This is a genomic window from Psychrobacter sp. DAB_AL43B (assembly GCF_900168255.1).
GTDB lineage: Bacteria > Pseudomonadota > Gammaproteobacteria > Pseudomonadales > Moraxellaceae > Psychrobacter.
In genome coordinates this window covers 3213673-3237246 of the sequence record NZ_LT799838.1, presented here as the reverse complement: position 1 = coordinate 3237246, position 23574 = coordinate 3213673, and the positions used below count along the sequence as shown (strand labels likewise).

General features: G+C 42.5%; 19 protein-coding genes. 3 read left to right on the top strand and 16 right to left on the bottom strand.

Annotated elements, in window-relative coordinates; all coding sequences use genetic code 11:
* Positions 1 to 8: 8 nt before the first annotated feature.
* The 12 genes from DABAL43B_RS13795 to DABAL43B_RS13740 form a co-directional block, all read right to left on the bottom strand.
* Positions 9 to 731, bottom strand: a complete 723-nt coding sequence (locus tag DABAL43B_RS13795; RefSeq protein WP_079692915.1) for an ABC transporter ATP-binding protein — start codon at positions 729 to 731, stop codon at positions 9 to 11.
* Positions 728 to 1570 carry an arylesterase gene (locus tag DABAL43B_RS13790; protein WP_079692914.1) on the bottom strand — a complete coding sequence of 281 codons (843 nt, stop codon included), beginning with the start codon at positions 1568 to 1570 and terminating at the stop codon, positions 728 to 730. The genes DABAL43B_RS13795 and DABAL43B_RS13790 overlap by 4 nt, the downstream gene beginning before the upstream one ends.
* A 90-nt stretch (positions 1571 to 1660) precedes the next feature.
* Positions 1661 to 2917: a CynX/NimT family MFS transporter gene (locus tag DABAL43B_RS13785; protein ID WP_227516701.1), complete on the bottom strand. Its 1257-nt coding sequence runs from the start codon at positions 2915 to 2917 to the stop codon at positions 1661 to 1663.
* A gap of 365 nt (positions 2918 to 3282) precedes the next feature.
* Entirely contained in the window at positions 3283 to 3528 is a 246-nt protein-coding gene (gene nqrM / locus DABAL43B_RS13780) for a (Na+)-NQR maturation NqrM (protein WP_079692912.1), read from the bottom strand.
* Between the two features lie 157 nt (positions 3529 to 3685).
* Positions 3686 to 4816, bottom strand: a complete 1131-nt coding sequence (locus DABAL43B_RS13775) for an FAD:protein FMN transferase (protein WP_413771818.1) — start codon at positions 4814 to 4816, stop codon at positions 3686 to 3688.
* A gap of 142 nt (positions 4817 to 4958) precedes the next feature.
* Positions 4959 to 5759, bottom strand: coding sequence for an SDR family NAD(P)-dependent oxidoreductase (locus tag DABAL43B_RS13770; RefSeq protein WP_079692910.1), 801 nt, complete (start codon positions 5757 to 5759; stop codon positions 4959 to 4961).
* A 120-nt stretch (positions 5760 to 5879) separates the two neighbouring features.
* On the bottom strand, positions 5880 to 7115 hold the full coding sequence (gene nqrF, locus DABAL43B_RS13765) for an NADH:ubiquinone reductase (Na(+)-transporting) subunit F (protein WP_079692909.1): 1236 nt from the start codon (positions 7113 to 7115) through the stop codon (positions 5880 to 5882).
* A gap of 190 nt (positions 7116 to 7305) precedes the next feature.
* Positions 7306 to 7914: an NADH:ubiquinone reductase (Na(+)-transporting) subunit E gene (gene nqrE / locus DABAL43B_RS13760; RefSeq protein WP_079692908.1), complete on the bottom strand. Its 609-nt coding sequence runs from the start codon at positions 7912 to 7914 to the stop codon at positions 7306 to 7308.
* Positions 7914 to 8585, bottom strand: a complete 672-nt coding sequence (locus DABAL43B_RS13755) for an NADH:ubiquinone reductase (Na(+)-transporting) subunit D (RefSeq protein ID WP_079692907.1) — start codon at positions 8583 to 8585, stop codon at positions 7914 to 7916. The genes nqrE and DABAL43B_RS13755 overlap by 1 nt, the downstream gene beginning before the upstream one ends.
* A gap of 1 nt (position 8586) precedes the next feature.
* Complete coding sequence (locus DABAL43B_RS13750) at positions 8587 to 9510, bottom strand: Na(+)-translocating NADH-quinone reductase subunit C (RefSeq protein WP_079692906.1); 924 nt, start codon at positions 9508 to 9510, stop codon at positions 8587 to 8589.
* Entirely contained in the window at positions 9491 to 10726 is a 1236-nt protein-coding gene (locus DABAL43B_RS13745) for an NADH:ubiquinone reductase (Na(+)-transporting) subunit B (RefSeq protein ID WP_079692905.1), read from the bottom strand. Before DABAL43B_RS13745 ends, DABAL43B_RS13750 begins: the two co-directional genes overlap by 20 nt.
* Before the next feature lie 5 nt (positions 10727 to 10731).
* Positions 10732 to 12084 (bottom strand): Na(+)-translocating NADH-quinone reductase subunit A, encoded by a 1353-nt coding sequence (locus tag DABAL43B_RS13740; RefSeq protein WP_079692904.1) that lies wholly within the window; start codon positions 12082 to 12084, stop codon positions 10732 to 10734.
* Positions 12085 to 13125: 1041 nt separating this feature from the next.
* Here DABAL43B_RS13740 and hisA point away from each other — a divergent pair.
* From hisA to DABAL43B_RS13725, 3 genes are all read left to right on the top strand, one after another.
* Positions 13126 to 13869: a 1-(5-phosphoribosyl)-5-[(5-phosphoribosylamino)methylideneamino]imidazole-4-carboxamide isomerase gene (gene hisA / locus DABAL43B_RS13735; protein WP_079692903.1), complete on the top strand. Its 744-nt coding sequence runs from the start codon at positions 13126 to 13128 to the stop codon at positions 13867 to 13869.
* Positions 13870 to 13950: 81 nt separating this feature from the next.
* A complete protein-coding gene (locus DABAL43B_RS13730; protein ID WP_079692902.1) occupies positions 13951 to 15666 on the top strand; it encodes a mechanosensitive ion channel family protein in 1716 nt (571 codons plus the stop codon).
* Positions 15667 to 15753: 87 nt separating this feature from the next.
* On the top strand, positions 15754 to 16050 hold the full coding sequence (locus DABAL43B_RS13725) for a hypothetical protein (RefSeq protein ID WP_079692901.1): 297 nt from the start codon (positions 15754 to 15756) through the stop codon (positions 16048 to 16050).
* A gap of 87 nt (positions 16051 to 16137) precedes the next feature.
* On the opposite strand, the gene rnr is transcribed toward DABAL43B_RS13725, so the two are convergent.
* The 4 genes from rnr to thrS form a co-directional block, all read right to left on the bottom strand.
* Positions 16138 to 18405, bottom strand: coding sequence for a ribonuclease R (gene rnr / locus DABAL43B_RS13720; RefSeq protein WP_079692900.1), 2268 nt, complete (start codon positions 18403 to 18405; stop codon positions 16138 to 16140).
* 138 nt (positions 18406 to 18543) lie between these two features.
* Positions 18544 to 19782 carry a toxic anion resistance protein gene (locus DABAL43B_RS13715; protein WP_079692899.1) on the bottom strand — a complete coding sequence of 413 codons (1239 nt, stop codon included), beginning with the start codon at positions 19780 to 19782 and terminating at the stop codon, positions 18544 to 18546.
* A 513-nt stretch (positions 19783 to 20295) separates the two neighbouring features.
* Positions 20296 to 20799 carry a translation initiation factor IF-3 gene (infC, locus tag DABAL43B_RS13710; protein WP_079692898.1) on the bottom strand — a complete coding sequence of 168 codons (504 nt, stop codon included), beginning with the start codon at positions 20797 to 20799 and terminating at the stop codon, positions 20296 to 20298.
* Between the two features lie 23 nt (positions 20800 to 20822).
* A complete protein-coding gene (thrS, locus tag DABAL43B_RS13705) occupies positions 20823 to 22757 on the bottom strand; it encodes a threonine--tRNA ligase (protein ID WP_079692897.1) in 1935 nt (644 codons plus the stop codon).
* Positions 22758 to 23574 lie beyond the last annotated feature (817 nt).

Below are 23574 nucleotides of genomic sequence, written 5' to 3'. Positions count from 1 at the left end.
ATTATTCATTAAGATACAATCCGCCCGTCATGCATGGTAATGACCCGATCTGCCATTTCAGCTAGCGCAGGGTCATGGGTCACAACAACCAACGCTGAGCCCACTTGCTGTCTCAAATCTAATAATAATTGCATCACTTGATTGGCGTTTTGCTCATCTAAATTACCTGTTGGCTCATCCGCAAAGACAATTTTTGGCTGTGATACCAGTGCTCGTGCGACGGCCGTACGCTGCTGCTCGCCGCCTGATAGTTGATTGGGCAAGCTATTGCGTCTGTGCCCCAAATCAACGGCTTCAATCAACTCATCCACTCGTGCTTTGTTTGGACGTCGAGCGATATCAAGTGGGAAGGCAATATTTTCTGCCACCGTCAATGTCGGCAATAAATGAAACGATTGAAAGACAAAACCCATGTCACGTTGACGAATGACTGCCAACGCATCTTCATCGAGGCTGCTCAAGGTCTGTCCTGCTAATTCAACGCTGCCACTATCAGGATAATCTAGCGCCGCTAACAAGCCTAACAAAGTAGATTTTCCAGAGCCAGATTTGCCCATGATGACCACAAACTCGCCCGCATTGACATGAATGTCGACGTCTTTAATAATGGATAAAGATTGGTCACCGACTTGCACGGTTTTATTAAGTTGTAAGGCGATAAGCAATGCTGAAGGTTTCGAAGCGGGCGTGATGGTTGCCGCTGAATCTAGGTCTGAAGATAAAGGTATCATTGCGCAGTCTCAGTAGGCGTGCTCGTCGATGTTGGCGCTGGCTTGTTAGGTTTTATTGATTCACCAGCATTACTTGCTTCTAATCTTTTAAGCTCAGGTTGTAAGATTGGCAAAATATTGTCATTAACAATAATGGTATAACCCTCTTTAGTTGGGTGAATGGCATCCGCTTGATTCAGCTTAGGGTCACCGCCGACACCGTCTAAGAAGAACGGAATCAGCGTCACATTCATGTCTTTTGCCACTCTTGGGTATATCGCGGCAAATGATTTAACATACTCAGAGCCAAGATTGTCATAAATCTGCATACCGCCTAAGATAACTTCGCTACCGCCATCTTGTAAACGCTTTACAGCAGTACGAATATTGGCCTCAACCGTCGCCACATCAATACCGCGAATGGCATCATTGGCACCCACAGTCAAAATCGTAATATCAGGCTTGGTCTGCAATACCCAATCTAAGCGATTGACGAGGCCCGTACTGGTTTCACCGCTCAAGCCTGAATTGACGACGTTGACATTTTTATAGCCAAGTTCTTTTAAGCGTACTTCTAGCTGCGCGGGGTAATTGGCGTCATTATCGACGCCAAGCCCTTCTGTCAGCGAGTCACCAAGTGCCAATATGGTTATCGGTGCAGATTGCTGCTCAGTTGAAGTGGTTGTTTGCTGAGTTTCGGCAGCTTGAAGATCGGCGATTGGAGTACTATTTTGAGTGCCATTATCCGTCTTAGCATCATTGGCATCAGGCGTTTTTTGACAACCGCTGATAGCGATTGCTACGGTCAGTGCAGCGACCGTGAGCAAGCGCTGCGGTAAGCGAAAAGGTCTGTTTATCATGATTCTGCTGTCCTATATACAATCGAACCAGTCTAGCAGAATCAGATAAGCAGCAATATGGTGCAAAAGTTAATTGCTTAATGATAAAAATTAAACCTTTTTACCATCGACCATCACCGGACGACTGATTAGCCAAGCTATGGCTACGTTTACAATCATCAAAATAAGCGTAATCAGTAGCGGCAAATCCCAGCTGTCAGTCAACTCATGTAGCCAACCAGTCCCAAGTGGACCGAAGAAGGCAATGATATAGCCGACGAATTGCGCCATACCAGACAGCTCACTGGCTTGATTGGTCGTATAAGTACGCATAGAGAACAGCATGATACTTAACGTGAAAATCGCCGAGCAACCTGCACCCATCAAACCTGCCCACAGCCATGCTAAGTCAGTAGACATATAGCTAAGACCAAAAATACCGATCACGTTAAGGGTGGCAGCAAAGACGGATAGTGCTTGAATAGGGCGACCACGGTTGATTAGCCACGTTAAAGCCAAAATAGACAGTGGGGCCATAAACTGGAACACCGAACCCATCTGTCCTGCGCTCACCGCGCTCATTCCTTTACTGACTAAGATAGATGGTAAAAAGCTCGCAACCGTGTAATAAAGTAAGGATTGAATACCCAGAAATATGCCAATTTGCCAAGCAAAAGCGGTACGCCATACAGAAATATCAGAGGAGCCTTGAGCAGCCACAGGAACGACTTGATCGCTCGACGAGCCTAGACGTATACGCAAAAATACCCAGATAACAACTGCGAATAGCCCTAAAAATGCCCAACCACCCAATGACCATTGCCAGCCAACTCGTTCAGATAACGGTAATACTACACCTGCCACTATTCCAGCGGTTACGGTCATAGCCAGACTGAATAGACCGGTAACTAAAGGAATATTATTGGGAGTGCGCTGTTTAATGACTGGTGCTGCCAAGGTATTTGCAAAACCAATGGCTAAGGTCAACATCACCGTACCACTTAAAAACCCAATCCATGTTGGGATAACTGCACGCACAACCATACCAAAGGTCAGCAGGGCAATCATCGCAATCAAGGTATTCTCAATGCCAAAACGCTTGCCAATAGACGGTGAGATCAGTGCGCCAAGAGCAAAGGTCAGCATAGGCACTGCGCCCAGCCAACCGATTTGAGTCTCTGAGATATTCAAGGCCTCTTGTACGACGGGCGCAATAGAACCAAGCGCAACGATAGGCGCACGCATATTAGTGCCCAGCAAAACCATGGCGCAAAGTACCAGCCAAAAAGTAAACTTTGAAGAAGGGGGATTAAACGCATTCGATTTATTCGATGAGGCTTTGGGTTGTACGTTAGAAGGGATAGACATAGCAGCACGACTATTATTAGAATAAGAAAAAAGACACGTCATTAGACAGCGTCGAAGAATCACCGCTTACAAAATAACACCAAAGAAAACTCACCTAGACGGTGATTGAAATCGCAAATTTGAACTAGAAAACACTTGCAGAGCGCAAGAAATACGAGCTTGATGCCCTATTGAGCATGGTAAACACATATATAATAGACAATATATGAGTAGTTATTTTATATGGGTGGTTACTTTGAAAACTTGAGGACAAAGAATTGTATAGCACAATCAAAAATAGCGTCAGTCACTTTCAAAACACTTGACGCTATTATAAGAACAAATGATGGGTAAATACTACCAGCGTATGGTAATAAATGGGACGTTTATACCGACTTACCTAATTGAGCTGCTTTAAGCGCATTTTCTTGTTGTTCAGCGATAAGTGAGTCGCATTTATTGGGATCGTCGCCACAGTATGAGCATTTTTCATTGCCCATCAATTTAGCGACACCACCACAAGACCCTCTAAGTGGTTTTTTTTGGACCATATAACCGATACCCATAAAGATAAAAAACAGCATGAATACGGTAAAGGTGATAGCGAGCATGGGCAGTAGTTGGCTAAGCATGGAGGAAACCTCACGTTTAAAAAATAGGACTGTCATCAGTAAGATAACACTTCATCTATATGATAACTTATTAATAGTATAGCAAAATTTTGCGTTGTCGGTTTGTGCTTAGCAGTCGTCTCAATGCTGTATTGTTGAAAGCTTATCGCTTTTGAAACTAAGGTTTTTTATCAGCGCGCATTTTCTGCATAGCCGTGCTTTGCACTATTTGCCAATCGTCAAGATTGTCAGCAGCATCGTCTACTTTGACACCTTTAGCCAATATAACAAATAACGCAGCTATATTTTGTTTTTCAGCAGTCGCCAACGCTTTTGCATAGGGCATCGCCGTTAATGCGGTTGCCCAAGCATCGGCAAGTGCGACTGAATCTGCAGCGACAGTTACTGATGGTGCGCCACCAACAATTGGCTCACCCGTTGTAGGATCGATAGTATGGCTATAATGCTTGCCATCAAATATGATTGAATTGCGATAGTTTCCTGAAGTCGCCAGATGCATCTTATTATCATTATTTATCGGTTGACGAATAGCTGCAATCGTTTGGCGCTCGCTGACCGTACTGCCTTCTATTGGTGCATCAATGGCAATTTGCCACGGTTGCTGTTGCGCGCTAACGCCTGATGACGCTACTTCACCGCCAATCTCAACCATATAGTTGCGAATTTGATAGTTGTTTTTGAGCACATCAGCGATAACGTCAACGCCATAACCTTTAGCCACTGCCGAAAAATCTAAGCCGATTCCATCTTTAGTTTTATAAATGGTATTGTCTTTTTGAATGACGCCTTCAAAGTCGACTAAGGCAAGCGCTTTAGCTATTTCAGCCGCACTCGGTGGACTTTGCAAACGTTCAACGGTCATTGTGCTACCAAAGCCCCACGTATCTATTAACGGCATAACAGTAGGATCAAATGCACCATCCGATTGTTGATAGACCTGCCGTGAGACTTCTAACACATGGCTAAAATCAGCATCAATAATAATCGGTGTGTCTTTCGCTAAGCGATTAAACTTTGAGATAGTCGCGTCGTTTTGATAGGTCGACATACTGTCATTAATCTGTTGTAAGCGCGCATCGATAGCAGCTTGTATGGCGACCTCATCAGCACCTTTGGGCAACTGATAGCTAATATGGTAGCTGGTGCCCATCGTTTCACCGCTTAGATTGTTATAATCTGGCGGTTGTTGGCAAGCGCTAAGACCGATTACAGCGCTTATGGCAATAACGGGTAATAAGGTCGTGTTTATCGATTTGCTAGATAATAAGAGTGGGGCTGATTGTTGCATTATTGGTTTTTTCATATGAATCATAATAGCTTTTATGGCAAAGAAGTGAGAGGCGCTTTATATAAGGCGTGCCTATTTTACACCCTTTAGTAACTATAACGCCAATTCATAAGCTCAAGTCATTGATACTCACGCGCTAGATTTATTTTACTTGAGCTGCACGAATCATTTTGTAAAGCTTGGGTGGCGATAATCGATTGACCATCATCGCAAGCTTTTCTTTTTGACCACCGATAATAATATATTCCTCACCTTTCATTAATGCTTTACGGACTTGCTTAGCAAATGCAGTAGCGGTTAAGCCCTTATTGGTAGCATCATCCATAGTGCCTTGCGCGCTACCATCGGCAGTTAACGCATTGATAGAGACATTAGTTTGAATAAATCCTGGGAATACCGTTGCTACCTCTATCCCTTGATCGTGCAATTCAGCGCGCAGGCTATTTGCCCACATATGGATAGCTGCTTTGGCTGCACCATATGCTCCACGATATTGCGAACCGAGTAGGCCGGCTATACTAGATATCATGACTATTTTACCGCCATTTTGAGCAATCATATCTGGCAACACCAATCTGCTCAGTCGAGTCTGTGCAAAGTAGTCTATCTCCATCAATTGACGCTCGACTTCCTCAGTTGTGTCCATGATTAGCGAGCGTTGACTGACGCCAGCATTGTTAATCAACCAATCGATTTTTCCTGCTTGCGCTGTCACCGCTTGATAGGCTTGTTTTACTTGTTCGGCATCAGCAATATCAAAAGGCACAACGATATGTTTGTCTGAATGTTTGCAGCGTTTTTTAACGGCCTCTAGCTTGTCATTATTACGACCGCTTAAAATAATTCTAGCCCCGCGTTTAGAAAATTCTAATGCTAGTGCTTCGCCGATGCCACTTGATGCGCCTGTTATCCAAATGGTCAAGTCTTTGTATTTGGTTTTCATAAGAATCCTTTCTTGTTAACCTATTATTGCTATTATTTAGCCCATAAAAAAAGAGCCTCAATTGAGACTCTTAATTTAGCATATATTATCAAGTTAATCGTGTTTGCTTAATGAGGGAGCTTAACCACCAAAGTCATCAAGCATAATGTTTTCATCTTCCACGCCTAAACTATGCAACATATCGATAACCGCCGCGTTCATCATCGGCGGCCCGCACATGTAGTATTCACAGTCTTCTGGGTTTGGATGGTCTTTCAGATACTCTTCTAACAAGACGTTATGGATAAAGCCTGTATAGCCATCCCAATTGTCTTCAGGAAGTGGATCAGACAAAGCCACATGCCATTCAAAGTTAGCAAATTCCGCTTCTAGTTGATCGTAATCTTCAACATAGAACATCTCACGAATAGAGCGCGCACCGTACCAAAAACTAATCTTACGATCAGAGTTCAAGCGTTTCAGCTGATCAAAGATGTGTGAGCGCATCGGTGCCATACCGGCACCACCACCGACAAAGATCATTTCAGCTTCAGTCTTTTTGGCGAAGAATTCGCCATAAGGACCTGATACGGTCACTTTATCGCCAGGCTTCAAGCTAAACGTCCACGAAGACATTTTACCTGGTGGAATACCATCAGGGCCACGTGGTGGTGGACTAGCGATACGAATGTTAAACTTAATTAAGCCTTTTTCATCCGGATAGTTGGCCATTGAATAGGCACGAATAACGGGCTCATCAACTTTTGACACATACTTAAAGATGCCAAAGTTATTCCAATCTTCTTGATATTCTTCAGCAATATCGAAGTCTTTATAATGTACTTCATGCGGTGGCGCTTCTAACTGTACATAACCACCAGCACGGAAGTTAACTTCTTCGCCATCTGGAATTTTAAGCACCAATTCTTTAATAAAAGTAGCAACGTTATCATTAGAGATAACTTCACATTCCCATTTTTGTACATCAAAAAATTCAGGGTCAATCTCAATTTTCATATCTTGCTTAACAGATACCTGACAAGCAAGGCGCATATGATCGCGAATCTCGCCTTGAGTAAAGTAGCCTTCTTCAGTAGCCAAAATAGAACCACCGCCTTCAATAACACGGCAGCGACACTGCGCACAAGTACCACCACCACCACATGCTGAAGATAAAAATATACCTTCACTAGCAAGAGTTTGTAGTAGCTTACCGCCTGCTGCTGTTACCACGTCGTTGTCGGGATTATCGTTGATGTGAATGGTCACATCGCCTGAGCTGACCAGTCTTGAGCGCGCCGCCAAAATAATGGCGACGAGACCCATGATGATCAAGGTAAACATAGCAACGCCACCAATCGCCGTAGCATAATCCATGATAGGTATCCTTAATCTATGGGGTAGGGATGCGGGTTCATATAAACTGCCCCGAATCTCTACCGAATAAATGAATTAATTAGGTCAAATAACTGAGTATGGTTTTAAACATATGTTTTTAAATAAATGACTACTTAACTAAGTCTTAAAAAAAGCACTTAGATAAATAAGCCTTTATATAAACAAACGCTTAAATCGACATGCCACCGAATGACATAAAGCCTAGCGACATCAGACCAACCGTAATAAAGGTAATACCAAGGCCTTGTAGCGGCGCTGGAATGTCTGAGTATTTAAGCTTTTCACGGATACCAGCCAATACGGTAATGGCAAGTGCCCAACCAAAACCAGCACCAGCACCATATACCACAGATTCACTAAAGTTGTAGTCACGCTCAACCATAAATAGTACGCCACCCAAGATGGCACAGTTGACGGTAATTAGTGGTAAGAAGATCCCAAGCGCGTTGTATAGGCTCGGGACAAACTTATCCAAAAACATCTCTAGAATCTGTACGACAGCAGCAATGAGACCAATATAACTGAGCAGACCTAAAAAGCTTAAGTCAATATCAGGAAAACCCGCCCAAGCTAGCGCACCATCTTTAAGGATAAACTGAAACAATAAGTTGTTCAGCGGTACAGTGAGTGCCATAACGAAAACGACAGCAACCCCAAGACCGATAGCGGTAGATACTTTTTTCGATACCGCTAAAAAGGTACACATGCCTAAGAAATAGGCTAGTGCCATATTTTCAATAAAGACTGAGGTTATAAATAAACTAACATAATGTCCCATTAGTGACCGCCTCCGTGTGCCATGCCTTTAGACTGCGGCTTCATTACAAATTCAGCATCTTCAACCTGTTCTGGTTTCCAAGTACGGATAATGACGATAAACAACGCAATAATAAAGAACGCTGAAGGTGGTAATAATAATAAGCCATTAGGGACATACCAGCCGCCATCAGTCGCCGGTTGTAATAGCGTCATTCCAAACCAGCTACCTGAGCCCAATATTTCACGAATAGTGGCCACAAATAGCAATACGGCAGAGTAGCCAAGACCGTTACCAATACCATCTAAAAAGCTTGGTACGGGTGGATTACTCATCGCAAAGGCTTCAGCGCGACCCATCACGATACAGTTGGTGATAATCAAACCAACGAATACCGACAGTCCTTTACTGACATCATAAGCGACTGCTTTTAATATCTGATCGACCACAATAACCAAGGAGGCAATAATCGTCATCTGTACAATAATACGGATGCTTGATGGGATTTGCTTACGAATACTAGAGATAAAGAAGCTTGAAAATGCCGTTACTAAAGTCAACGCCACACTCATAACCAATGCATTAGCGACGGTAGTGGTCACTGCCAATGCAGAACAAATACCCAATATTTGCAAGCCAATAGGGTTGTTATCAAAAATAGGGGAAACTAAAATACTTTTTGTATCAGCCACGTTAAGCCTCCTTGCCGTGTGTTGCTGGTGCTATTGATGCCAGCTCGGTTACGGGATGCGTCTCTTTCTGAGCATGCTTTTGACTCGCTTTGGTGTCGGTACTTTCAATCGTCTGACCACTTTCTTCACGTAGATAGTCTAAATAAGGCTTATAACCTTGCTCACCTAGCCAAAACTGAATCATGTTACTAACACCACGACTGGTCAAAGTCGCACCACTAATACCATCGACCCAATTCTCTTTTGAGCCTGAAGTGGCAACACCAGTAGCAACATCACCGTTTTCGTCATAAGAGTGGATACCAGTCCACATCGCACGCCATTTTGGCTCTTCGATACGAGCGCCTAAGCCTGGAGTTTCTTTATGCTCATAAAAGCTGATACCTTTGATGGTATTCATATCGCCTTCAAGCGTTAAGAAGCCGTAGATTGTGCCCCAAAGACCATAGCCTTGAATCGGTAACACGATCATCTCAGGTTTTCCAGCAGCATCATTCTTGACATAGACTTTCACGTATTTAGGCTTACGACCAATACTTGCAGGGTCATTATCACCTAAGTCGTCGCTCAATGCCTTATTCTTAGTGGCTTGACTGGCGTCATAAGTATTACGATCGGCAATACCAACGGCTTTTAAGGCCTCGTCATCTAAGTAATTGCCTTTATTTAAGTCGACAATTTCAACATTAAAGTCTTTGAAACGCTCAGCCACATCTTCATTGGTATCTGTGTCTGGATTAAACATGCCAGCAGCGACCAAGATGTTCTTATTGCGATCCAATTTAGCATTTTCAACTTGCGCTGGCTTCAAGCCAACGGCTGCTGCTGCAACCAATACTGAACACACCAAGCATAGCGTCAACGCTACGATGATGGTTTTCATGTTGTTGCTTTTAGGCTTAAGGTTACTTTTGGGCTTGGACATGGCGAAGCCTCCGTGCTGTTTGGCGTTTAATGTTTGCTTGGGTGACAAAGTAGTCAAACAATGGCGCAAATAAGTTAGCAAATAGGATGGCAAGCATGATGCCTTCTGGGAAGGCTGGATTGATGACGCGAATCAATACTGTCATAAAGCCAATCAAGATACCATAAGCCCAGCGGCCTTTATTGGTATGCGCAGCTGACACAGGATCGGTTGCCATAAATACCGCACCAAAGGCAAATCCACCGACAACTAAATGCCAGTAGAATGGCATATTCATCATCGAGTTGCTTTCAGAGCCAATCATATTAAAGACTAATGACGTGGCAATTAGACCAATCACGCAGCCTAACATAATGCGCCATGAGGCAATGCGCGTCCAGAGTAGAACCACGGCACCCATTAAAATAGCAAGAGTTGAGACTTCACCGATACTGCCTTGAAGATTACCAAAGAAGGCATCGCTCCAAGTAATCGCTTGACCATAAACGTCAACGAACTTATCTGGTGTAACCCCAAGTGCGGCTAAACCAAGCGGCGTTGCGCCTGAGAAACCATCAACCGCTGTCCATACTGAGTCACCTGACATGTAAGCAGGATAAGCAAAGTATAAGAACGCGCGACCTGATAGGGCAGGGTTAAGGAAGTTCTTACCAGTACCACCGAATACTTCTTTCGCAACGACAACACCAAAGATGATACCTAAGGCAACTTGCCATAAAGGAATGTCTGGTGGCAGACATAGTGCAAATAGCACAGAGGTGACAAAGAAACCTTCGTTCACTTCGTGTCCGCGCGTCACAGCGAATATAATCTCACAGAGAATACCGACCGCAAAAGTCACGATATAAATCGGTAAGAACTGCATCGCCCCGTAGACAAAGCTTGCCCAAATGCTTTCTGGGTTATAGCCTGCCATGCTGGTAATAATGGTACGCCAGCCTTCAGGTTGTAGACCAAGTTTATCAATGGCAGTCAGTGCTTGATGACCAATATTATACATACCCCAAAACATCGCTGGGAAGGTACACATCCATACCGTAATCATAATGCGTTTCAGGTCAATACCATCGCGCACGTGTGATGAGGCATAAGTCGTTGAGCTTGGTTGACGTAAAAACGTATCAAACATCTCAAAGAGGGCATAGTATTTTTCGTGTTTGCCACCCTTGGTGAAAGACGGCTCCATACGATCGAACATATTGTGTAAAAATTTCATCGTGGTTAGCCCTCCAGCTCAATGCGCGTTAAGTTATCACGCAAAATGTCACCGTATTCATATTTACCAGGAGAAACGAAGGTGCATAGCGCCACATCTTCTTCATCTAGCTCAAGCACACCTAAATCAACCGCAGTGATAATATCTTCGATAATCAGCGCACGCATGAGCTGCGTCGGCAGATAGTCTTGCGGCATAATCTCTTCATAAACCCCAATTGGCACCATCGCTCGCGGTGAACCGTTGGTAGTCGTAGTAAAGTTATACTTTTTACTACCAAAGAACTGTGAGATATAAATCGGCAATTTAGAGAAGCGATTTTTACCCGCTTGTAGGAAATGGAACGCTGGACGCTCACGACCTTCTGCAAGCACACTGATTTGATTATCAAAGCGCCCAAGATAAGCGATGTTATCGAACACTTTACGCCCAGATAGCACTGAACCTGTAATCACACGGTTCTCGCCGTCAGCCAACTCGCCTTTTGTTAAACCCGTAATATCGGCACCACGTTCTGTGGCAATAAGATGCGGGTTTTTAACAGCAGGACCAGCTAGGCTTAATAAGCGACGTGTGTATAAGCGACCCGTGGTAAATAATTTACCAATGGCAATCACATCTTGGTAGCCAATCGTCCAGACGCTTACGCCGCGTGCGATAGGATGCAAAAAGTGAATGTGCGTGCCTGCAAGCCCTGCCGGATGTTTGCCGGTAAAGCTATGATACTCAGTGACATTATTAGCAGCGGTTTTCGCGACTGGCGTCAGCTGGGCATCACCATGATGGCAGACAAAGGTCTTTGGGCTAAGGGTAGATAATACGGCAAGTCCGTCATTGAACGCTTGCAGTTGCTCATTAATCAGCAACATCGGGTCAAAGGCTAATGGATTGGTATCCATCGCAGTGACAAAGATAGCGTGCGGACGGGCGCCTATGTCAGGCGAGCGGCTAAAAGGACGGGTACGGAACGCGGTCCATTCACCAGAGGCAAGCAGTTGAGTTTCAACGATTTCAGAATCTAAGTCAGCAAGTTGCTGGGAGTCATAACTCTGAAAATCGACTTCTTCACCGTTTGGATCAACCTGAATCACAAGACTTTCAAACACACGGCGTTCACCGCGTTTGATGGCGATGACTTTGCCAGCAGCAGGGGCAGTGTAGATAACGCCAACTCGTTTTTTATCTTCAAAAACGGGCTGACCTTTGGCTACGATGTCACCTTCTTTGACATTCATCGTGGGCTTCATGCCTACATAATCGTAGCCAATAAGCGCCACATATGCGGGTCTGTGCTCAGATATCTCGCGGGAGGGTTCGCCGGTGATGGGCAAATCCAAACCTTTTTTGATGGTAATCATAAGCGAAAACTTAGTCCATAGTCTAAAACGATACCAGACGTCCTGTTTGGTATATCGGCAGCATGAATGCTAACGTCATCAATAAAAAAGCCCAATCAGATCCTATAAAAGGACAGCGATAAGGTGATCTAAAAATAACACTTCATGACTACTATTATAAGAGTATTAACGCTGACCTTAGACTCCTTAACAACACGTTAATGTCTTATTCGAATGACCAAAGTGGCGACTGGCTACCAAGGTGTATACTAAAACGCTTAAATCTGCTGCCATCCTAAAAGGATGGTTTTAGATAAAATACAGTTTTACCATACGATTTATTAAAATCTTAAAATTCATAATATTTATGTGATTTAAACAGCGCTATTCATTCGATTGAATAAGAATGAGAGATAAATGACTTTTGATACTTAGTGAAAGCTATCTAAGCGCCTTTTAATGACCTATGATTATAGGATAAATTTAATGGCTCAATAACAGCAGCTGATAATACAAATTTTGACAGAGTGGTTAATGCTGCGCTGCCATCTACCTTATTCTCATTGAAATCATCTATAGATAGCAGACGATTGGCTTTTATCGCACAAATACAAATTTACCTAGGATTATACGCTAAACTGACCTAAAATTGCCAGTTGGTAATGGAATTTACCTAATGTTGCCAGTGATTCTACGTGCTAAAACTTATGGTTATGATTGTCTGTTTTCTGTAGGTCTACAGGGATAGTCAATACAAAATAAAATTGATACATGAGTAGTTAGATGCTACTAGTATAAATTTTGCTCACGCGCTTTGTGCTTTGCTAGACATGGGCTACCAAAAGCCATGCAGTAGCCTGTCTCGTTTTTAAAATGAGTCGACTATAACTCTGTCAGTATTTGTGCGGGTTCTATTATTAAATAAACTTTTCATGACGATCTTTTTAAATTTGTTATTCTAATCTATTTATATTAAGTTACTGCTTAACCAGTTTTTTCAACTATCATTTAAACCTTGATTGTATTTTTATTATTAATATCGCTTTTTATAAGGAATGCTATATGTGCGCTGTCCCTGTCATTATCCCAGCTATCGATTTAAAAGATGGTAAGTGTGTGCGCTTAAAACAAGGCCGTATGGAAGATGATACGGTATTTTCTGATGACCCAGTAGCGATGGCAGCACGTTGGGTGAGAGAAGGTGCGCGCCGGTTGCATTTGGTTGATTTAAACGGTGCATTTGATGGTATTCCAGTGCATAAGCAAGTGGTAAATGATATTGCCAAAGCTTTTCCTAAGCTGCCTATTCAGCTTGGCGGCGGTGTGCGCAATATGAAAACTATTGAGCAATATATCACTGCCGGTTTGACGTATATCATTATCGGTACTAAAGCCGTGGAAGATCCGGAGTTTGTTGCCGAAGCCTGCCGCGAATTTGCGGGACATATTATCGTTGGTATCGACGCCAAAGACGGTTTGGTTGCTACTCATGGTTGGGCGAATGTCACCGACACCAAAGCCACAGAGCTTGCTAAACGCTTTGCTGATGTTGGCGTCTCTTCTATCGTCTATACTGATATTAACCGTGATGGCATGATGCAAGGCGTCAATGTCGAGCAAACAGTCAACTTAGCACGTGAAGGCGGGTTACCAGTTATTGCTTCCGGTGGCGTGACTGATATGAAAGATATTGAACTGCTAAAACCTTACGGCGACTGTATCGAAGGTATCATTACTGGTCGCGCTATTTACGAGGGCACCTTAGATTTGGGTGAAGCGCAAAACTATTTAGACAGTCGTAAATAAATTGGACCGTTAATAGCCTTAAATAATCTATTCGTAAAACTGTCTATGCCCAAAATAAATTGATAACCATCAAGGATGCTTATGGCAGCTTATTTTGACCACCCAATGTTGCGCAAGCGCCTAAAGTTTTGGGGTCAGCTGCTGTTGCTATTAAGCATCACTGGTACTTTACCGGTATATGCTGCTGTTGAAAATGCTGCTAATGAGAGTTTGGTAGATGAAACGAATGCATTAGATGCTAGTAGCACCGTTAATAGTGATACAAAAGCCACTACTAGCAGTGTTACCAATAACAGTGTTACCAATTCTTCAGATATTTCATCTTCAAACGTTTTACCTTCAGATCCTCCAGCAACCGTTAATATATTGCCTGTTGAGGCAGTAGATACTTTATCCTTACCAACGATCAGCGGTGAGAGTAGCAACAATGCGCAAATTGAAACCACACCAACCCTGCTAAAAGACAAGGATATTCGTCAACGTATCAGTGGTATTTTTTCAGAGATTGAAGGCTTACAAGCGATCAATGTCAGCGTTACCCAAGGTGTGGTTACTTTAAGCGGTGAAACCCCCAATGAGAAAAAAGCCCAGCAAGCCATTAATCTAACCAATCGTCTGACAGATGTAGTGACGGTAGAAGATAGGATTAATCGAACACTTGATGTGCAAGATAATGTCTCCACGGTGTATCAGGGTCTCAAGGCTCAAACTAGAAATCTAATCAAAGCCTTACCTTTATTAGTGGTAGGTATTATTTTATTCGCGTTTGTGACTTGGTTTGGTAGTTGGTTGTCTAACCGGCAAAAGATGTGGCAACGTCTGACGCCCAATCCATTTGTGGCTGAGCTATTGGCACAAACGGTTAAAGTGATATTCATCGTTTTTGGCCTTATCTTAGCGTTAAGTCTAGTCGGCGCAGAGACTATCTTAGGTACGCTGCTTGGCGGTGCAGGGGTGATTGGTATTGCGGTCGGTTTTGCGGTCAAAGATACCATTGAGAACTATATTGCCTCTTTAATGCTCAGTATTCGCCAACCATTTCGCGCGCGTGATCACATTGTGATTAATGGCAAAGAAGGAATTGTAGTACGTCTGACTTCACGGGCGACTATTTTAATGACCTTAGATGGTAACCAGCTACGTATTCCTAACGCCGAAGTCTTTAAAAGTACAATTTTAAATTATACTAAAAACCCTGAACGCCGTTTCTCTTTTGAATTGGGCGTGGATGCCAATGACGACCCAATGGCAGCAATTAAGGTGGCGATTGATGAGATACGTCAATTAGATTTTGTCTTAGATAAGCCTAAAGCCATTGCAACTATCAAAGAGGTTGGCGACTCTAATATCATCCTTGAATTTAAAATATGGGTCAACCAGTTAGAAACAGACTTTTCTAAAGCGCGCAGTATCGCGATTCGTGAGGCCAAGCACGCTCTCGAGAATGCAGGCTTCAGCTTACCTGAACCTATTTATCGATTACGCTTTAATCATAAGTTAGAAAAGATGCTTGCAAATTTACCAAGTGACAGCAAAGCTCTGAATAGCAGTTCTGAAATTATAGTAGCGCCCGCTGCGCCTATACCGGTAAGTCCTTCTCAAGCTGAAAAAACGACGATGGATGGCAAAGATAAAACACAGGCTAAAGCGCGTGCTAAGCATATTTTACAGGGTGATGCTGCTGAAGATATTCTTGACTCACGTCCTGATAAAAAGCTAATGGAAAAAGTCGAACAAGAAATTGCTGAAAGTTCAGATGAGACCGATTTATTGAGTAATAGTAGCCCGCAAGAGTAATTTTAAAGATAAGTTTAAAAACTCGGCATAGAAAATGCATAGAACGTATATAGATCAATAATTATCTAAATATACGAGAAGCTACCTATGGAAATGAAACACCTAATTATTTTTGCATTAGCAGGTTTTGTTATATTAATCGGTTTTAATATGATGAATAGTAGCCGTGATGAGGACAATAGAACCGCGGTAGTTGATAGCAACGTGCCAGCGCCAGCCACTGTTTCAACGGATGCTACTACGCAATCAGCTGGATCAGAAAGTATCGCAAACCAACCTTTAGGTCAGCAGCCAAAAGCCATCCTTGATAATGCTACTAGCAAGATAGATCAAGCACAGCAAGCGGACAAGGAACGTCTAGACCAGATGAGCAATGCCCAGTAATAATTTAAGCAGTTGTTATAAACTACTGAGCATAAAAAAGGCTAACGATAACGTTAGCCTTTTTTACGGTAAGATTTTTAGTCAAATCTAGCTTTTCTTGCTAGCGCCTTTATTGTTGCGACTGCTTGTTTTCTTAGCTGGGCTTTTCTTGGCTGGATTCGCTTTGCTTTGATTCATTTTGCTTGCTTGCAGTTTTTCTTTTAAATCGAAGTCAATTTGCAGCAGATCCATATTCACGCCAGCTACTTTGACTTTGACTGAATCACCCAATCCAAATAACGTACCTTTGTCTTTACCGACAAGCTGCTGCTGCTGTTCGTCATAGACAAAGAAGTCATTGCCCACATTAGAGATGTGTACCAAACCATCGATATAAAGGTCAGTCAATGTGACAAATAAACCAAAGCTTGTAACCGTAGTAACAACACCCTCGAACTCTTCGCCGACATGGTCTTTCATATAATGACATTTGAGCCATGATTCTACATAACGTGATGCTTTTTCAGCACGGCGCTCAGTATCTGACGTTTGCGTCCCAGCTCCCTCTAAAGAGAATTCCATTACTGGCTGCGGGCTATTGGTCACCTTTGCCTTAATGGCACGATGTAGCATTAAATCAGGGTAACGGCGGATAGGCGAGGTAAAGTGGCTATATTCGTCATAAGCCAAACCAAAGTGACCGATATTGTCAGGTGAATAATTGGCTTGCATCATCGAGCGCAGTAACATGCTATGGATGCTAATCGCGTCAGGACGGTCTTTAGTCGCTTCGATAATGCGCTGATAATCTGCTTGGGTTGGGCTTTCTTCTGGGAAGCTTAGACCAAAGTTTTTAGCGTATTCATGAATACGCATCGACTTTTCGCCATCAGGTTTATCATGGTTACGATATAAAACAGGCAGCTCGTTTTTTAGGGCAAAGTTTGCAGCAGACGTATTGGCAAGCAACATACACTCTTCAATCAACTTATGCGCATCACCACGAGTACGTGGCAAGATAGCAGCGATACCACCTTTTTCGTTGAACTCGATATAAGTCTCGACAGTCTCAAACTCCATCGCATGACGTTCTTCACGCTTTTTAAGCAGTAACTCATACAATTGATGTAGCGTATCGACCGACTTTTTGACCTCTTTATTTTCGGTTAATGACTTAGGAATACTACTGTCTTTTGGATTGGCCAGATAATCATTCACTTGATCATATGTTAAGCGCGCCTGTGAATTCATCACCGCTGGATAAAAGTCATAACCAGTGACTTTACCTGCACGAGAGATTTTAATGTCGGCAACCATACATAAGCGATCGACGTTAGGGTTCAATGAACACAGACCGTTTGATAGTACTTCAGGCAACATCGGAATCACACGATGCGGGAAATATACTGAAGTACCACGCTCGAAAGCATCTAAATCCAGTGGAGAATTTGGGGTGACATAATGACTGACATCAGCGATAGCGACTAAAACGCGATAGTTACCACCACTACGTTTTTCAGCAAATACGGCATCATCAAAATCACGTGCATCTGCGCCATCAATCGTAACCAATGGCAATTCACGTAAATCAGTACGACCTTTTAAGTCTTTGCCACTGGGCTCGCGATAATCATTGGCTTGTTTGAGTGCCGCTTCGCTAAATTCAGAAGGAATATCGTAGTTGAGTAGTGTGGTCTCAATAATCAGCTCGCGATCATTGTCATCGTTGAGCAATTCAGTGATTTTACCCGTGGCAAACTCATGCTGATTCGGCCAATCGATGACATCCACTTTTACTGGACTACCAATTTTTGCGCCCAGTGTTTGTACATTATCTTCAGTAACGGTAATCGGTTGATGATTGTTAGGGCTACCGAGCTCCACACAATAACCATCTTCATCTTGAGCAAGTGTACCGATAAAGTGGTTTTGATGACGTTCAGTCACGTCGACAATACGGCCTTCCATGCGACCACGGTTGTCGGTTGACGTACCGATCGCATCAACTATGTCGCCATTAAACACCCAGCGCATTTGTTTTTCATGCAAGAATAAATCGGGCATATCAGCTAATAATACAAAGCCAAAGCCTTTAGGGTGAGCAGACACTGTGCCTCTAACGACATCGTGCTGCGTCACTGTACGAAAGCGATAAGGACGACCATCGCGATTGACCTGTCCATCACGAACCATCGCTTTGAGGCGATTGCCTAAAGCATCAAATTGATCAGGATCAGTGATATTAAAAACTTTTGCCAGCTGTTGATGCGTCAATTCACCTTGCTCTGTAATCGTGCTCAATATCAGCTCACGACTAGGAACAGGGTTAATGTATTTTTGGGCTTCAGCCGAGGCGTTTGGATCATTCCAACTCATAAAGTACCGTATCTGTTTTAAATTATTAATAAGGACTATCTTAACACGAACAACGCTGTAATATCTTGCGTCAATTATCTTATGTGCGTCCGATAGCAGGTAACGGTTATCTTCAATAATAAAAGTAACCGCTGTATTTTAGATATCAATAGAGCCGGATTTATCCGTAATTTTCTTAGTATCCAACTCTTTTGAGACTTCAAGTACCGTAGTCTGATTCGACTTATCTAAATACTTTTGTGCTTTATCCACTTCTGTGGTCAACGTATTTACCGTTTGCTTCATATTTTCTAGCGCTTCAAGTTTATAATTACTAATCATATCCATCGTATCATAGACATTATTGAAGGCATTTTGTAATTTATCAAGCTCAATGGTGCTGCTGGTCGCTTGCTCATGAATCTCGCCCGATTGGCGTTTTAGCATCGCCGAGGTCGATTCAATTAAACTGCTGGTAGTTTTGTTTAAAGCCGTAATTTGATCAAGGACAAGTTTCTGATTGGTCATGGCTTGAGCAACAATTACCGCCGTCCGTAATGCCGATACAGTAGTCGTGGTCGCACGATCAACCCCTTTAATCAGCTCTAAGTTATTTCTACGAATGGTATCAAGCGCCAAATAACCTTGGACGTTCACAGCCAATTGCGTCAAAAAATCTGTATTTTTTTGGCGAACATAAAATAGCATCTCTTCTTTGATAATACGCGCTTTTTCAGGGTCAGTCGCTTCTATTGCATAAACCTTTTGTTCTAGCTGCTCATCGATTTTCTTGCCAACATAGACATATTGACGAATAGACTGCATCAACTCCCACATATTAACTTTTTCTTGCTCGATCATGGCATTGTCTTTGAGCAGCTCATCCTTACCATTATAAAGACTTGTCACGACCGCATTGATATGGGATTGCGCTGACTCGTATTGGCGAAAGTAGTCTTGTACTTTATTACCAAATGGGATGAGACCGAACAGCTTACGTGAGCTGGTCAGCTCTTTTTTACTGGGGTCTAAATCTTCTACGATACCGCGTAGTTCAGTCAATGACTTAGCAATAGGGGAGTTATCAAATAAGCTATCGTTCAAGCTTTTAGCGGGCAACTCTAGCATCCGGTTAGACACTTGTGCTGATTCACGAATTTCTTTATTACCCAGGTTATGGATAGATTGGACGTTTTGTTTAAACTCAGAGCTGTGCACCGAATTGTTGATCACATGATCGACAAAGGCATCAACCTTGGCATCAAGTTCTGGAATATGACTTTCATCCAATTTAACCATCTGATCGGCTTCGCTTTTTTGTACTTCTTTAACCGCTGCAGGCGCAGTCAGAGTGATACTTGGTGTAGAGGTATTTTCGGGTGGGGTCAATTCTTGCATGGAGTTTCCTATAATGTCTAAAAGAGTTTGTATTTTTTACCCAGAGCATTTTTTGCCAAGAGTATTAATAGATGGATGGCTATACGTTATTTTTATTTGCTTAATCGTTTTTATTCGAATTATTATTAAGAGGGACAAAACAGATCTTTAGATTACCGTGTAATGAAAAGCTTGAGAAGATGGGTTTTGTAAAGCAGCGTAGGCTTCATATGTTTACAAGTCATACAGTATTACTGCTAGGGATTTTTTGCAGCGTTTGTTATACCTGCAAGTAGTAAGTAAGAAAAATTGATGGCACTAGCACGTTGCTATAATTGACGGCACTAGCACGTTGCTATAAACGCAACTTTGAACGTATTTTCTTATTTTAAGCTGATTATTTTATTTTAAACTGAGTGTGTTTATAAGCTTGCATACTAAAAAACCATCAATATTCCGCAGTATATTGATGGTTAAGATTATAAATATCTATATAGACTAACAGTCACCACTAATCGCAGTCTATCTAACAGACTATTTTTTCTTAGTAGGACCTAACAGCATACCCATTTGACGACCTTCCATCTTAGGGTACTGTTCGACGTTTGAGATATCAGCAGTATCTTCAATGATACGATCAAGTTGTTTGCGACCAATTTCTTGGTGCGCCATTTCACGTCCGCGGAAACGGATGCTAATTTTAACTTTGTCTTGATCTTCTAAGAAGCTAACGATTTTTCTCAGTTTAACCTGATAATCCGCTTCTTCGGTGCTAGGACGTAGCTTCATCTCTTTCAGCTGAGTCTGCTTTTGGTTTTTCTTAGCTTCTTTCGCCTTTTGCTTTTGATCATAGAGGAAATGCTTATAATCCATGATTTTGCATACAGGCGGTTTGGCTTCGGGAACCAATTCGACCAAATCTAGACTGTCTTCACGTGCCGCTTTCATCGCGGTTTCGATATCGACCACGCCCATTTGTTCGCCATCTTCTTTAACCAGACGGACTTCTTTGGCACTGATATCTTCATTGATGTTCAAACGGTTTGACTGTTTAATAGGTATTACTCCTGATCTGTTTTTGGTGTCTGTCTGCCTTTTTCGGCGACAGCTGTCTCTACTAATGTGATAAATTCAGGGACACTCATCACGCCTAGATTTTCGCCTTCGCGGGTTCGGACGTTGACGCTGCCTGATTCGACTTCTTTATCCCCTAATACTAGCATATAGGGAATACGTTCTAATGTTTTCTCTCGTATCTTAAATCCAATCTTTTCGTTACGCAAGTCGCTAATGGCGCGTAAGCCTGCTTTTTTCAAGTCACTAACGACATTTTCGCAGGTTTCTGCTTGTTTATCCGTGATATTCATCACCACCACTTGTTGCGGCGCCAGCCATACTGGCATCCAACCGGCATAGTTTTCAATCAAAATACCGATGAAGCGCTCAAATGAACCTAAAATGGCACGGTGCAACATAATGGGCACTTCGCGCTCGTTTTGCTCATTGACGAATTCGGCATCAAGACGCTCAGGCATATTAGGATCGACCTGAATAGTACCGCATTGCCATACGCGACCTAATGAGTCTTTGAGACTAAATTCAATCTTTGGACCGTAAAATGCGCCTTCACCTGGTAGATAAGCCCAATCAAGCCCTGAGCTATCAAGCGCATCAGCCAATGCTTTTTCTGCAAAATCCCAAGACTCATCGCTACCAACACGTTTTTCAGGACGGGTTGAGAGTTTCATAATGATATTATCAAAACCAAAGTCTTCATAAACAGCAAGCGTCAGCTTAATAAAATCAGCGACTTCTTGTTGAATCTGCGCTTGCGTACAGAAGATATGGGCATCATCTTGCGTAAAACCACGTACACGCATCAAGCCATGCAATGATCCTGAAGGTTCGTTACGGTGACACGAGCCAAATTCTGCCATACGTAATGGCAATTCACGGTAAGACTTTAAGCCTTGGTTAAATACTTGTACGTGACAAGGACAGTTCATCGGCTTCACCGCATAATCACGGTTTTCGCTAGACGTGGTAAACATGTTGGTCGCATAATTTCCCCAGTGACCTGAACGCTCCCACAAGCTACGATCGACGATTTGTGGCGTTTTAATTTCTTCATAGCCATTATCATGTTGTACTTTACGCATATATTGCTCAAGTACTTGATAAATCGTCCAACCATTGGCATGCCAAAAAACCATACCCGGTGCTTGCTCTTGCATATGGAATAGATTAAGCGCTTTACCAATCTTGCGATGGTCACGTTTTTCAGCTTCTTCAATGCGCTGAATATAAGCTTTTAGATCTTTTTTATCCGCCCACGCCGTACCATAGATACGCTGCAGCTGTTCATTTTTTGCATCGCCACGCCAATAGGCACCTGACATTTTGGTTAGTTTAAAGACTTTTAAGAATCTAGTGTTTGGTACATGCGGACCACGGCACATATCGACATATTCTTGATGATGATAGAGACCAAAGGCTTCTTCACCTGGCATATCGTTAATCAGCTTAAGCTTATAATCTTCACCACGCTCTTCAAAGATTTTAATCACTTCAGCGCGTGGCGTCATCTTCTTAATAACGTCATAATCTTGCTTAATGAGCTCCATCATGCGCTTTTCGATTTTTTCCATGTGTTCAGGTGTAAACGGCGTTTCACTATAGATGTCATAATAAAAGCCATCATCGATAACTGGACCAATGACCATCTTCACATCAGGATATAGCTGTTTGACGGCGTGACCTAATAAGTGGGCACAAGAATGGCGAATGATATCGACACCGTCATCATCTCTTGGCGTTACAATCTCGACTTTAGCATCAGCAACGATAGGGTCGTGCGCATCCACTAAATGACCATCCACACGTCCAGCGACGGTCGCTTTAGCAAGTCCTGCCCCAATACTTTGTGCCACTTCCATGACTGTTGTATTGCCTTCGAAGTTTTTTACGCTACCATCGGGTAAAGTAATCGCTACCATAATCTATTCACCTTTTTGCGTCCGTTGGCAGTGATGATTGCAACCATCAATCATATAACCGTAGGACTACGTCAATTATATCCAGCACTGTGATATGTTGTAAGAGATATGCACTACTTAAGAGCACTAAGCTCAGGTTCATATAGCGTCATGACTAATGAAAATCTAATAGCTATAATCGAATCGCTAAAATCTCAGAAAAGCTACCTTTTAGGTAAGGTCAACGAGAAGTGCCATTAAGTAAAGTCATAAAAGCCACTATTATAGCAAAAACTGTTTATTAACACTAGATGGCAAGGAACAGTGCATAGCTTCGTACTCTTATAAATTAGATTAAATAGTCGTTCTACCTATATATATGCATATATAAATAGCAACCATATGGAATGCATGCATATATAGGTGCTATGAATACAGTTATCAACACCTTGTGAACTACCACAATTATGAATGGGGATAAGCTATCGTTAAGATAATAAGCCGTTTTAGATACACGGTTGAATAGGGGCAGCATAATAAAGCAACGACAAGATAAAAGCTTGGAAGGCGATGAGGCTCTGAGAAAGAGATGATAAGGATCAGTCGGTAATTAATATTTAGCGACTATAAATAATAAGCTAGAATTTAATTTTAAAGCTAACTCATTGAAACCTATCTAGTATTCATATCCAACCAAACCAATATGATAAACATTTAGAATAACCCCTTGACCCCTCCCTGAAACTGCGTATAATACGCCCCTATCGGAACGAAGCTATACATATTAGGGCAAGTGATTGATCACTTAGTACTGAAGTTTAGCGAGATTGGCATTAGA